This window comes from Brevibacterium picturae, from assembly GCF_900105045.1.
Taxonomy (GTDB): Bacteria; Actinomycetota; Actinomycetes; order Actinomycetales; family Brevibacteriaceae; genus Brevibacterium; species Brevibacterium picturae.
This window is the reverse complement of record NZ_LT629739.1, coordinates 2,554,772-2,568,180: the sequence shown is the minus strand read 5'-3', so window position 1 is coordinate 2,568,180 and position 13,409 is coordinate 2,554,772. Positions and strand designations below refer to the sequence as shown.

The 13,409-nt window shown below is 65.7% G+C and carries 10 protein-coding genes and 1 riboswitch; of the genes, 6 read left to right on the top strand and 4 right to left on the bottom strand.

Translation table 11 applies throughout. From position 1 onward, the window contains the following. The first annotated feature begins 191 nt into the window (after positions 1-191). Together BLT92_RS11865 and BLT92_RS11860 are read left to right on the top strand one after the other, a co-directional pair. The gene (locus BLT92_RS11865) at positions 192-905 is read left to right on the top strand and encodes an ABC transporter ATP-binding protein (protein ID WP_092105897.1); all 714 of its coding nucleotides are present in this window, start codon (positions 192-194) and stop codon (positions 903-905) included. Then, entirely contained in the window at positions 902-2,398 is a 1,497-nt protein-coding gene (locus tag BLT92_RS11860; protein WP_092105896.1) for a hypothetical protein, read from the top strand. Before BLT92_RS11865 ends, BLT92_RS11860 begins: the two co-directional genes overlap by 4 nt. Before the next feature lie 7 nt (positions 2,399-2,405). On the opposite strand, the gene BLT92_RS11855 is transcribed toward BLT92_RS11860, so the two are convergent. Both BLT92_RS11855 and BLT92_RS11850 read right to left on the bottom strand, forming a co-directional pair. Next, positions 2,406-3,722, bottom strand: coding sequence for an MFS transporter (locus BLT92_RS11855; RefSeq protein ID WP_092105895.1), 1,317 nt, complete (start codon positions 3,720-3,722; stop codon positions 2,406-2,408). 91 nt (positions 3,723-3,813) lie between these two features. Continuing rightward, positions 3,814-4,293 carry a MarR family winged helix-turn-helix transcriptional regulator gene (locus BLT92_RS11850; protein WP_092105894.1) on the bottom strand — a complete coding sequence of 160 codons (480 nt, stop codon included), beginning with the start codon at positions 4,291-4,293 and terminating at the stop codon, positions 3,814-3,816. A gap of 153 nt (positions 4,294-4,446) precedes the next feature. After that, positions 4,447-4,575, top strand: a riboswitch (FMN riboswitch). Between the two features lie 114 nt (positions 4,576-4,689). On the opposite strand from BLT92_RS11850, the gene ribD reads away from it, so the two are divergent. The 4 genes from ribD (at position 4,690) to ribH (ending at position 8,473) form a co-directional block, all read left to right on the top strand. Then, positions 4,690-5,751 carry a bifunctional diaminohydroxyphosphoribosylaminopyrimidine deaminase/5-amino-6-(5-phosphoribosylamino)uracil reductase RibD gene (gene ribD / locus BLT92_RS11845; protein WP_092105892.1) on the top strand — a complete coding sequence of 354 codons (1,062 nt, stop codon included), beginning with the start codon at positions 4,690-4,692 and terminating at the stop codon, positions 5,749-5,751. A gap of 42 nt (positions 5,752-5,793) precedes the next feature. After that, positions 5,794-6,513, top strand: coding sequence for a riboflavin synthase (locus BLT92_RS11840; protein ID WP_092105890.1), 720 nt, complete (start codon positions 5,794-5,796; stop codon positions 6,511-6,513). Further along, complete coding sequence (gene ribB / locus BLT92_RS11835) at positions 6,506-7,927, top strand: 3,4-dihydroxy-2-butanone-4-phosphate synthase (protein ID WP_092105888.1); 1,422 nt, start codon at positions 6,506-6,508, stop codon at positions 7,925-7,927. Before BLT92_RS11840 ends, ribB begins: the two co-directional genes overlap by 8 nt. A 75-nt stretch (positions 7,928-8,002) precedes the next feature. Continuing rightward, complete coding sequence (ribH, locus tag BLT92_RS11830) at positions 8,003-8,473, top strand: 6,7-dimethyl-8-ribityllumazine synthase (protein ID WP_092105886.1); 471 nt, start codon at positions 8,003-8,005, stop codon at positions 8,471-8,473. Positions 8,474-8,633: 160 nt separating this feature from the next. Here ribH and poxB read toward each other — a convergent pair whose 3' ends face one another. Then, a complete protein-coding gene (gene poxB / locus BLT92_RS11825; protein WP_092105884.1) occupies positions 8,634-10,349 on the bottom strand; it encodes a ubiquinone-dependent pyruvate dehydrogenase in 1,716 nt (571 codons plus the stop codon). A 234-nt stretch (positions 10,350-10,583) separates the two neighbouring features. Beyond that, the gene (locus BLT92_RS11820; RefSeq protein ID WP_092105882.1) at positions 10,584-13,385 is read right to left on the bottom strand and encodes a DEAD/DEAH box helicase family protein; all 2,802 of its coding nucleotides are present in this window, start codon (positions 13,383-13,385) and stop codon (positions 10,584-10,586) included. Positions 13,386-13,409: the final 24 nt, after the last annotated feature.

Sequence of the window (13,409 nt, the reverse complement as noted above, 5' to 3'; positions counted from 1 at the left end):
ATCAAGTGCGATACCAATTGTGCTACACAACGGCCGCAATTCCCGTATCGACTCCGTTGCAGATCTGGAACGTGGAAGCCGTGCAGACCAGCTTGACCTGCACCACTCCTCTGACCAGGCCGTTCCTTTGAGACCCGGCCTTGCCAGTCGAGTACGCTGGACACGCAGCCTCATCAGCGAAGGACCATCCCATGAACCGACCAACCGGATCCAGACGAAGGGATTCGGGTCCGACGGACTCGCAGGCACGAACCGCGGATGCCGTCTCGGCCATCAGGGCTGACGGACTCGGCGTCTCGACGGGCGATTTCACCCTGCTGTCCCCGACGGACATCTCATTGGACATCGGACACAATCTGGTCATCGGCGGCGACAATGGGAGTGGGAAGACGACGCTGCTCTCCGCCCTCACCGGACTTCTGTCACCGACACAGGGAACGGTGACTGTCTGCGGGCTGGCACCCGACGACCGAAAGTCGGAGTTCCGTGCCGCCGTCACCGGGCTCATCGGCCGAGCACCCATCAGTCGAGAACTGACCGTGGCCGAACACCTCGTGGCCATCGCCATGAGCTGGTCGCTTCGCGAACCGCACACCGCAGCGATGCGTCAGCTCGAGGAGCTCGAGATCGACTTCCTCGCCGAACGATTCGCCCACGAACTCTCCTCGGGCCAGACTCAGCTCATGCAGCTGGCGATGGTCCTCGTCCGGCCTGCACAGCTGCTCGTCCTCGACGAGCCCGAACAGCGGCTCGACTCCACACGACTCGATCTCCTCATCACCGTTCTCGAGAAGCGCTCCCAGAACGGCACCACGCTGGTCCTTGCCAGTCACTCTCAGAAGGTCATCGACCGCCTCGGCGAGGAATATCTCCCCCTCACACGCGATGCGACCGGACTCTCGTGAGTGGCAGCGGCGCAGGGGCCTTCGTCAGGTCCCGCCACGCGGGCATCGGGCGAGCCTTCGGGTCGACGACGATGGCCGTCTACGTCATCACGCTGTTCACGATCTTCCTGTCCCCGATGCTCATCAACCTTCTGGTCGTCATCCTCGACCAGACCGTCATCGCCGCCGCGCTGAGCACGGCGCAGCCCTTGGACTGGGCATTCGCCGGCGGACTCGTCAGCCTTGTCGCCCTCGCCGTCGGGGAGCTTCGGGGCCCGATCGCACCGGGACGATTCGAAGCCACGGTGCGCCTCCAGTCCCCGCAGCCTCGCTGGAGATCCCTCGGCCCGACGTCTTTGAGAGCCTTCGTCGCAACCGCCCTGGTCCTCGGCGCCGCGGGTCTGGCCCTCGGCGCCGCTGGTTCCATCTCACTGGATTGGTCGGTGGGCACCGTCGGCTGGATGGGCCTCGGCGGTGTGGTCCTGGGCATGGCGTGTGCCGATGCTCGTCTGATCGGTCAGGCCAAGGTCGCGCCTCTTCGCGCATGGTGCTCCTCCGTTCTCGGCGCCACGAGTGTCCTGGCGATCATCTATGACGTCTTCGCGGTCGCCATCCTCGTCGAGATCGGGCTGCTCGCGCTCTCGGCGCCCTGGCTGATTCCATTCTGCCTCACACGGCTGCGCACGGAGACGGTGCTCAGACATTCCGCCCTCGCCGAGGCGGCTTCCACTTTGACGAGGACCGGCGACTGGAGCGCGGCGAGCCGTGGGCATCGGTCGGCTCCCAGCACGGGACGGGCCATGCGGGTGCTGCCGCGGTGGTGGACGGCGGCGGTCCCACGCACCCCGTGGGGGCTGTGGCTCTCGGCCTGGAGGGCGCCTCGGAGACCTCTTCTCGGCATCCTCCTCATCGCCCTCGGCGCACTGCTGATCGGCTGCGGCATCTCCTTGGACGAGCGGCTCGACTCCTCAGCCCCCGATCTCGCACTGGTCATGCTCGTCCTCGCTGCGGCGCTCACGCTCATCCACCTGGGTTTCGGCGCCTTTACCGACAGCCTCGAGTTCGTGGCCGAGACTGCCGGCTGTGCGCCCCTGTTCCGACTCACCGCGGGCGCAATGCTGACGCGAAGCGGCGCCGCATACACGACGCTCATGCTGGTCCTCACCCTGCCGCTGATCTGTCTCCTGGGAGCCCTCGTCACTGGCAGTCGCGGACTGTGGGACCCCAGCCTCGGCGGGACCCTCGTTCTGGGTCTGATCCAGATTGCGGCGGCACGCATCCACGCCGCGACCAAGGGACCTCTGCCCGTTCAGATGACGACCCCGATTCCGACCCCGGCTGGAGACATCTCCGTCCTCATGATTCTCGCATGGCAATTCGACGCGGTGGCGTACGGACCGCTCGCCGCGGCCGTCATCGTCACCGGTTCGCTGGTGAGTCCGTGGTCGATGCTCGCCTCGGTGGTGCTGATCCTGCTGCTGGCACGGGGTGCGCAGAAGCGTCTGCGCCGCTGAGCTCGACTCAGGCGTCTCCGCCGGTGAGCGCATAGGCTTCGTCGACAGGAGTTTCGTCGATGTGACCGTCGACGCGACGCACGGCCTTCCACCCGATCGCAATGACGACGACGGACAGGAGCACTACACCCGCACCGAAGAAGTACGGGGCACCGGTGCCGATCGATTCGGAAACGGATCCGGCGACGATCGGCGCCACAGCACCGCCGATGAAGCGCACACCAGAATACGTGCCCGAGGCGACCGGACGGGGCAGGTCACTGACCTCCATGGCGGATTCGGTGAAGACTGTGTTGAGCACACCCAAGATCAGTCCGGCGACGATCACGCAGACGATGATGCCGACGAATGATTCGACGAGGAAGGCCATCACGAACAGCAGCACGGCCAGAGCCACGAGGGAGACGACGAGGCTGCGACGACGCCCCAGGCGTTTGGTCAGCAGAGGTGCGCCGCACACCGAGGTGATCGCCACGCACATGCCCCAGCCGAAGAAGACGTACCCGAGTCCCATGGCGCCGAAGTCCTCGATGCCCATCTTCGCCGCGGCGGCTTCGACCGGGAACGGGCTGTAGGCCAGAAGGATGAAGAAGCCGAAGTTGTACAGCAGCGCGGCAATGCCCAGGACCAGGACTCCGGGCCGACCGAGAGCGCGGAAGGTCGCACTGAGCTTGATCGGTTCGGGTGAAGTCTTGAGGGACTTCCCGCCGCCCGACTTCTCAGAGGGGAGCAGGATCACGATGGCGATGAAGCCGATGGCCATGAGGACCGCGGTGCCGAAGAACGGGCCGCGCCAGGAGATGCCGCCGAGCAGACCGCCGAGCAGAGGACCGGTCGCAATGCCGACGCCCAGCGCCGCCTCGTAGAGGATGATCGCCTTCTCAGCACCACCGGAGGCAGCGCCGACGATGGTCGAGAGCGCGGTCGAGATGAAGAGGGCGTTGCCCAGTCCCCAACCGGCGCGGAAGCCGATGATCTGGTCGACGCTGCCGGAGAATCCGGCCAGTGCCGAGAATGCGACGATGAGGACGAGGCCGATGAGCAGCGTCGTCTTCGCGCCGATGCGTGAGGACACGAAGCTGGTGAAGAACATCATGCCGCCTGTGATGAACAGGTAACTGGTGAACAGCAGCATCGACTGGGCCGGCGAAGCGTCGAGCTCAGCGGAGATCGCGGGCAGGATCGGGTCCACGAGCCCGATGCCCATGAAGGCGATGACCGCGGCGAACGCAACCGCCCATACAGCACGCGGCTGCTTCAGGACGGATGCCTGAGCACCTTGCCCATCCTCTGTCTGTGTTTCATTCCCTGGTGACACGCTCATTGCTGTTCCTGCGCACCCTTTCGTCGTTCGTTCGATTGTCGTGTGACTGATGTGATCCGATGGCTCGATTCGACGACCGGCGAGGTTGACCTCATCGGTCCGCCTGCTCGTCGTCCTGGCCGACCTCCTCGGCGTCCACCGGATGCTGATCCTGCAGATACTGAGACACCAGGCCCAGCGCCCGGTGGACGCTGAGTCGGTCTTCGGGGGTCAGGGCTTCGAAGTACGGTTCCATCCGCTCGGCCAGGATGCTGCGATTCTCGGTCAGCCTCGAACGGCCTGCATCGGTCAAGGAGAACTGTGACGCTCTCCTGTCGCCGGGGCTGGCTTCGCGCAGAACGTAACCTGCTTCCTCGAGACGAGCCAGGACTTTCGTCGCTGCCGGTTGAGAGCACAGGTAGCCCTGAGCGAAATGTCCAACTCGGACCGGCTGGTACTGCTCAACGACGCCGAGCGCACGCAGAGTGACCAGATCGCTCTCGTTGCCGATCACTCGTCTTAACGCCCTGGTCAGGCGCGAAGAGACAACGACAAGGCCGGAGACTAGCTCGGCCGAATCAACATCATCCATAACTCAGTTATATACCCAAGTTATGCACTCTCTCAACCCGAGGCCCGCTCCACCCGGTCACAGTGATCCGCGTTCCGCCTGCGGCAGGGCACCTGCTCATCTCATGTGACGGACGTCATGGCCGCCTCAGCGAGGGTCGTGCTAGTCTGTTTTCACATGTTCCGGGGACGGTGAAAATCCGTACCGGCGGTGATAGTCCGCGACCTGGCTGCATTCGTGCAGGCAGCTGATTCGGTGAAATTCCGAAACCGACAGTCAGAGTCTGGATGGGAGGAGCATGGCGACCGCGGTCGCTGTGATTCGGTGCATCCCAGTGCACTGGCGCACATGATCGCACGCCCTGATAGTTGCACCCGCAATATTCTCCCTCCCGGCATCGGCACGGGAGGTTTTTTCATGGACGCGGGGTTCTCCGAACTCGAAACGACCGCGATGTCCGCTGCACTGCAGGCCGCGCGACGTGGTCACCGAGGCGCGAATCCGCTGGTGGGAGCCGCGATCCTGACGCGAGAATCCCAGGTCGTCGTCGGCCACCATGCAGGTGCGGGCACCCCCCACGCCGAGGTCGACGTCATCACCACGGCCATCGACCTCGGCGTCGACCTCGCTGCCTCCACCCTGTTCGTGACACTGGAACCGTGCAATCACACCGGCCGGACCGGCCCGTGTACCCAGGCGATCATCGACGCCAACATCCCCGAGGTCGTCTACGCATCAGCCGATTCTAACGATGCCGCTGCCGGGGGCGCAGCCACCCTCGCCGAGGCGGGGGTTCGGGTCCGATCGGGCCTGGCCCACGAGGAATCGCTGGCTCTCAATGCCCAGTGGCGTCGTGCCGTTGCGGCCGAACGTCCGTTCGTGACTGCGAAGATCGCGCAGAGCCTCGACGGCAAGGTCGCCGCGGCCGACGGGACCAGCCAGTGGATCACCTCGGCGGCGTCGCGAGAGCATGCGCATCAGTTCCGGTCCCGGGTCGACGGGATTCTCGTCGGAACCGGCACCGTCCTCGCCGACGATCCGCGCCTCAATGCCAGGGGCCCCGGCGGGCAGCCGTTGGAGACTCAGCCGGTGCCCGTCGTGCTCGGATTGACGTCCCTGCCGCCGGAATCGTTCCTGGCGCTCAATCCCGACACCGTCCATCTGCGCACGCGCGACATCACCGCCGCGCTGGGCGAGCTGCACGCCCGGGGCCTGCGCCACATCCTCGTCGAGGGCGGGCCCAGCGTGCTCGGTGCCTTCTTCGCCGCGGGGATCGTCGATGAGGTCTTCTGCTACCAGGCTCCACTGCTCGTGGGCTCCGGGCTTTCGAGCTTGTCCGGCCTGAACACCTCGACGCTCAGCGATGCCGCCAGCCTGATTCCGGACGAGACCGCCGAGCCGGCGATGTCTCAACTCGGACCGGACGTGCTGCTGCACTTCGTCGTCGGCGAAGCCGGCGCTGACAACTACACCATCTGACAGACCACCTACTCACTCATCGGACACTCATTCGGAGGGCACATGTTCACCGGCATCATCGAAGAGCTCGGCACCGTCGCAGCCATCGAGAGCAAGGACGATTCGGCCGTCATCACCATCGATGCCAAGGGCCTCGTCGACGACCTCGGACTCGGCGGCTCGCTGGCCGTCAACGGCGTGTGCCTGACCTCGGTCAGAGACGAAGCTTCCTCGCCGCCGGGTGCCTTCACAGCCGCGGTGTCAGGCCCCTTCACCGCCGAGGTGATGGGTGAGACCCTGCGGTTGACCGGCCTCGGAGCTCTGCGCACCGGAGACCGCGTCAACCTCGAAAGGTGCACACCTGCTTCGGGTCGCTTCGACGGCCATGTGGTGCAGGGGCACGTCGACGGGTGCGGCGAGCTGACCAGCCGGGACGACCACGCCGAGTGGTCGACGCTGCGCATCGGAATCCCGAATCACCTCGCCCCCTACACCGCGGTCAAGGGGTCCATCGCGCTCAACGGTGTCTCGCTGACTCTGACCGACGTCTCCGAACCCTCCGCGGCCAGCGCCTGGGTCGAGGTCGGGCTCATCCCTGCCACCCTGTCGCACACCACGTTCGGCGACATCTCCCCCGGCGACCCGGTCAACATCGAGGTGGACGTGCTCGCGAAGTACACGGCCCGCCTGCTTTCATTCCGGAACGAAGCAACCACCTTCTTCAACTCAACCGACAGCACCCGCACGACCGACAGCACCCAGCAAGGAGCCGACCATGACTGAAACCACCCCGAGAACTGATCGGCCCGACACATCCCTGGAACACGCTCGGCTCAACCCGATCGACGAAGCGATCACCGCTTTCGCCGCTGGCCAGCCCATCGTCGTCGTCGATGACGAGGACCGCGAGAACGAGGGCGACCTCATCATGGCCGCCGAATTCGCCGAGGCTGCGACCATGGGCTTCTTCGTCCGCTACACCTCCGGCGTCATCTGCGCACCCATGGACGCCGAGCGCGCCGCCGCACTCGAACTGCCGCCCATGGTCTCCGCCAATGAAGACCCGAAGGGCACCGCGTACACGATCAGCTGCGATGCGGTCGGCGTGACCACCGGCATCAGCGCCGCCGAACGCGCCCTGACCGGGCGCCATCTTGCCGTAGCAGTGCCCGACCCCGCCTCGATCACGCGCCCCGGTCACGTGTTCCCACTCATCGCTAAGGCCGGTGGAGTCCGTGAACGCCCGGGCCACACGGAGGCCGGAGTCGAGTTCGCGCGCCTGGCCGGGGCCAGCCCCGTGGCCATGATCGGCGAGGTCGTCCACGACGACGGGTCGATGATGCGCTTCGACTCCCTCCGCGAGTTCGCCGATGCCCATCAGCTCGTGATGGTCTCGATCGAAGAACTCATCGAATACCTCAACGAGACCGGTCACGGGCTCGATGCGAATTCGACGGCCGACTCGACAAACGTGCCGGGTGAGTCAGATGCGACTTCAGGATCGATCGCACCATCGGCCGAGGTGCCGCTGCCGACGAAGCACGGGAGCTTCACCGCCCGCGCATTCACGATCGACGGCCACGACCACCTCGGCGTGTTCTCCGAGGTGAACTCTGCCGCCGTTGACGAAGCATCGACGGGACAGGAGCCTGCGCTGCGCGGGCCCGCACCCCTGGTTCGGGTGCATTCGGAGTGCCTGACCGGGGACGTCTTCGGCTCCCACCGGTGCGACTGCGGAGAACAGCTGGATCTGGCAATGCAGCGGATTTCTGCTGAAGGCGGTGCCGTGATCTACATGACCGGCCACGAGGGTCGCGGAATCGGGCTGAGCAACAAGCTGCAGGCCTATGCCCTGCAGGACCGCGGTCTGGACACGGTCGATGCCAACCGTGAGCTCGGCTTCCACGACGATGACCGTGACTACCGTGCGGCCGCCGAGATTCTGCGCTCGATCGGACTGACCCGCATCCGGCTGCTGACGAACAATCCGGACAAGACTCGAGCGCTCGAATCGCTGGGGATCACCATCGAAGCGGTCATTCCGCTCGAGATTCCCGCCCGCCCGGAGAACACGGACTATCTGGCCACCAAGCGTGAGCGCATGCACCATACTCTGACCCTGCCCTCGGTGGTCGGCAGCGCCACCGCCTCGGCGGCCAGCCCTGCGACACCCATCGCCGAGAAGCACCACTGCTGACCACCCGCACTTCCCGGCATCCACCGACGCTTCCAGAAACCTTGGCCATCACGGCCGCTACGAAAGGATCCACCCATGGCACACTCCGGAGCACCTGAGCTCACCGTCTCTGTTGCCGACACTCGCATCGCGATCATTGCAGCCTCCTGGCACACGCAGATCATGGACGGCCTCGTCGACGGTGCCCAGCGAGCAGCCAGCGAAGCCGGAGCCCAAGCCACCCTGGTTCGGGTTCCGGGAAGCTTCGAACTGCCCCTCGCCGCGGCACGCCTGGCACCGCACTTCGACGCGGTGGTCGCCCTCGGCGTCGTCATCCGCGGCGGCACCCCACACTTCGACTACGTCTGCCAAGCCGCCACAGACGGACTCAATCGAGTGGCCATCGACTCCCGCAAACCGGTTGGATTCGGGGTGCTGACCTGTGACACGGAACAGCAGGGACTGGACCGTGCCGGGCTCGAGGGCTCACAGGAAGACAAGGGCCACGAAGCCATGACCGCTGCCCTGGTCACCGCGCAGGCCCTGGCGGACTACCCGATCGCCTGAACTGGGTCCGATCGCAAACGGTCGGTAAGTCCGAGTCGATGAACGGCCCTTTTGGGCTCAAAATCGACTCGGACTTACCGACCGTTTCAACGTTGGGCGCGTTCTGCCTCGCCGGCTGCTGCCGAGACCGAGCGACAGCCCGACCGGTTGAGCGAGACCCTCAGAACAGCTGGCGGATGTTCGTGCGTGCCAGGTCGATGAGCTCGTCGCCCTTGCCCGACATCACCGTGCGGATCGCATAGAGCGCGAAGCCCTTGGCCTGCTCGGCGGTGATCGTCGGCGGCATGGACATCTCCTGCCGTTCGGTGACGACGTCGAGGACCGCCGCGCCGTCGTAGGCGAGGAACTCCTTGACCACCTTCGGCAGGTCTTTGGACTTCTCGACGCGGAAGCCCTTGATGCCGACCGCCTCGGCGATGGTGGAGAAGTCAGGGTTCTCCAGCTCCGTTCCGAAGGTGACGAAGCCTGCCGCCTTCATCTCCAGTTCCACGAAATTCAGTGAGGAGTTGTTGTAGACGACGGTCTTGACCGGCAGCTTGTTCTGGGTCAAGGTGAGGAGCTCGCCCAGCAGCATCGCCAACCCGCCGTCTCCGGCCAGGGCAATGGTCTGCCGATCAGGGAAGGCCGACTGCACGCCGACGCTCTGTGACAGAGCATTGGCCATGGAGCCGTGGCTGAAGGACCCGATCAGCGAACGCTTGCCGTTCATCGTCAGGTACCTGGCCGCCCAGGTCACCGGTGAGCCGACATCGGGGATGAAGACGGCATCGTCATCGGCCGCCTCGTCGATGAGCCGAGTCAGATACTGCGGGTGGATCGTCCGCTTCGACGGTGTTGCGAGCTCGTCGAGTTCCTTGCGGGTCTTCTCGTAGTGCTTGGTCATCGACTTCAGATGTGTGCTGCTGCGGCTCGGTTTGATCAACGGCAGCAGGGTGTCAACGGTGTCGGCCACGGTTCCGACCAGTCCGATGTCGACCGGGGTCCGCCTCCCGATCTGAGAACCTCGGACATCCACCTGGATGACCGTGGCATCGTCGGGATAGAACTGCTGATAGGGCAGATCCGTGCCCAGCATGAGCAGGGTGTCGCAGCCCTTGAGCGCGTGATAGCCGGAGGAAAATCCGAGCAGACCTGTCATTCCCACGTCGTAGGGATTGTCGTACTCGATGAATTGCTTGCCGCGCAGCGCGTGGACGATCGGCGCCTGCAGCTTCTCCGCGATGGCGATGAGCTCGTCGTGGGCGCCTTCCGTTCCGGCACCGGCGAGGATCGTGGTCTTCTTGCCCTTGTTCAGTGCCTTCGCTGCGGCCTCCACCTGGGAATCAGCAGGGATCACGTGCGGCGCATAGGACCGCACCACCTCGGCGGCGGCATCGATCTCGGTCAGGGCGACGTCGCCGGGGATGACGAGGACCGCGACTCCGCGCTTTTCGATGGCCTCGCGCATGGCGATGCGCAGCAGGCGGGGCATCTGCTCCGCGGTGGCCACATGTTCGAGGTAGACGCTGCATTCGCGGAACAGGTCGGTCGGGTGGGTCTCTTGGAAGTAGTTCGAGCCGATCTCATCGCTAGGGATGTGTGCGGCGATCGCGAGCACCGGGACACGGGAGCGCTGAGCGTCGTAGAGGCCGTTGATGAGGTGGAGGTTTCCCGGTCCGCAGCTGCCGGCGCAGACGGCGAGTTCACCGGTCAGTGCGGCCTCGCCGCTGGCTGCGAATGACGCCGCCTCCTCGTGGCGAACCTGAACCCAGTCGAGCTGAGGATTGACGCGCAAGGCGTCGGTGAAGCCGTTGAGCGAATCTCCGGGGATGCCGTAGACGCGCTTGACTCCGCTGGCAGCGAGCGTATCGACAATGTTTCTGGCGACGGTGGGCATAAAGTTCCTTCCGTTGAAACACGTGGAGCTGTCAGCGCTCCGAGGTGGACCACGCCGGCATCCGAGTCAGAGTGCCGACGCAGGCTGGTACCGCCCTGTCAGTCTATCCCCGGCATCAGCGGTCTGGAGCTGTGAGACGAGAGACAGCACCGACACTGGCTCTGTCATGTCTGCATGCACAACACCGGGCATTCGCCGTCAGAACACCGGGCAGCCGCCTGCAGAACGACGAACTCAGTGCCAAGAGGTCCGCAGCACCGAGGACATCTGCATCGGGTTCGTCCCCCGGCAGGCGGTCAGTATTCCGGCCCCGTCGGGGTTCCTCGTGTACATCGCCTCACCACCGCCGATCCACCGGTTCCACGCCCGGGAATAGGCCTGCGCCGATTCCCGGTTCGCACCCAGCGCCGTGGGCACCGCGTGCCAGATCGGGTCGTTGCGCTGCGGCGTTGACCAGCCGAACTTCAGCCGCTCCCACTGCCCGCGCAGACCCGTCTGCGGCTGCGGCAGAGACCACCGGGGAACCAGGTACCGCGGATCGGCGATCGGGGACACCACCTCGTCGAGGGCGAGCGCAAAGGCCTCCGCGGACTGTGCATCCGCGTCGAGGTGACACCGCAGATCCCCACGGGCATCCACGCGAAGACGCATCGCTTCCGGACCGGCACTGCTCTTCCTCGTCTCGCGCAGGGCCTCGGCGATGGTGCCGGCGAGCTGGCCCACCGTCGGCGGGCGCGCATAGAGCCGAGCCCGTCGCGCTCCCGCCGCAGACAGCATCACGGGCAGGCTCGCCCAGAGCACGAGACCGAGAACTGTCAGAGCCGTGCCTCCGACCCCACCCAGTGCCACGCCGATCACCAGGAGAATCAGTCCGAGCCCCACCCAGGGTACGACCGTCGCAGTTGTGATCCTGAGCGGCAGAATACGGCCCGGATCCCCGCCGAGGTGGCGCGGCGTCGGTCTGATCTCGCCGTTGCGCGCGGCGTCAGCTTCGGTCAGTGCCGACTGCTCGGATCCGCGATGGTCGGACGGCTGCAGGATCCTCACCGAGCGCACCTCTTCGTCCCGGTAGTCACGGCCGACCTGCCACCGCTGCGCGATCTCTGAACGGTCCTGGGACCGGGCGATCATCCGCGCATTGATCTCATCGGCGAGCTCGGTCTCGGGCGGCTCGTAGGGCGAGAACACGGAGTCGATATGGGCCACACCGTCGACGATGTCACCATCGGAGTCGGTGCCGAAGAAGCCGTCATGCTTGCGCACGAGTCGCCCCCAATCCTGGTCGCCGCGCGGGTGGTCGGGGCTGACGCACACTACTGTCCAGTTGAGCGCGACCTTACGTGCCTGCTTCGGGTCACGGCGCAGGGCACGACCGCGGGTCTGCGTCACCGCGGTCGGAGTGGTGGCTGTGCTCAGGTCGATGAGCCCGGTGATGGCCGGTGCGTCCCATCCCTCGCCGAGGAGGGCACGGGTGCCGATGAGTACTTGAGATCTGCCCGTGGAGAAGAGTTCGGTCACATGAGGCACCCAGGCCCGGCTGCTCCACGGCCCTTCGAGTCGGCTGATACCCGATTCCGGTTCGCTGATCTGCAGGCGGGAGGCCAATGGCTCGTCTGATTCGGCGATTGCCGTACGCAGATCGCTGAGCACATCCGGTGCCCCGGCCACCGTCTTGCCGGACACGAGGAGCGGCCTCAACCCCGTGGTGCGGGCATCGGCGACGAGCGTTTCGAGGACGAGCATGGCCGACCCGGAGCGCTCGCTCAGCACTTCGCGGACATCGGTGGGCAGAGTCGCGGTGAGCGATTCGAAGTCGCAGAGGACGAGCATCCGCAGGCGTTCGCCGAGGTTGGCGGCCTCGGCGCAGATGATCTCGGTCGTCGCCTGTGGTTTCGCTGCCGAGTAGGCGATGACGCGGTCGACCGGTGAGCGTCCTGCCCGTATGCCGGTCCGGGTCCAGCGGTACCCGATGGCGGGCAGGGCACGTCGGATCGCCTCGGCGAGTTCGCGGTCTTCTGTGTTCTCGGAGGCCATCAGGTGGTGGCGCATCCAATCGTCGATGAGCAGCGCCCAATCGTCGGCATCCGGATCGCGCCGGTGCTGTTCGGCCGGGCTGGCGCCGGGAGGAAGTCGCAGCAGGTCTGCGTGATGCAGACGCAGGGCCGCAGAGCACAGGTCCGGGTGCGAGTGGCTCATGGCCACCCAGCTGACGGTCTGGCCCCGTGTGCCCAGGAAGCGTCGGTCGACCCATTCGAGGAACGGCACACTCCCCTGCGTGGGGTCGAGGATGCCGGTGATGAGCTCGGTGAAGCGCACGGCCTGTCCGGACAGCCAGCTGTTCTCCTCGCTCGTCGGCGTCGTCACCCATACGAGGTCGGCGAATGGTGCGAGGTCGCCTTCTCTCACGACGGCGGGGATCGAGGCGGAGTAGCGGATGTCGGAGAACAGTCCGGACACCAGCTCCGACTGCGCTGCCGTCATCGTTCCCGGAGGTGTTGCGGTGAGTCCGAGCACCCAGACGCCCGGCAGCAGGTCGAGGAGTTCAGCCAGCAGGTTGCCCCACACATCGAGCAGGTGATGGCATTCGTCGAGGATGAGCAGCACTGGACCCCCATCGCCGAGGCGGTCGACGAGTTCCCGACCGCCCGGAGCGAGTTCGTCGAGGAGGCTTGTCGTGGCGTCACGGTCATCGTCGAAAACAGCAAGTGACTGGTAGGTCAGTGCGGTGAATCTGGTGGTGAGATCGCGGTCGAGTCCGGCACGGTCGGCCCCGAGATCGTTCCACGCGTTCGCCCACTGGGTCTGGATGGCGGTGTTGGGGCCGAAGGCCACGACAGTGAAGACGTGACCAGCGTCGAGCAGGTTCTTCGCGTGCTCGACGCCGACCCGAGTCTTCCCGGCGCCAGGCGGCAGCACGATCCAGGACCGGCGAGCATCGTCGGCGACCGAGCCTGCGAGTGCCTCGAGAGCCTCATTCTGGTGCCGACGCAGAGGGGACTGACTCTTTCGCGATTGGTGCACCCCGGGCATCGACATGTCCACCAGTCTAAAACGAGCCCG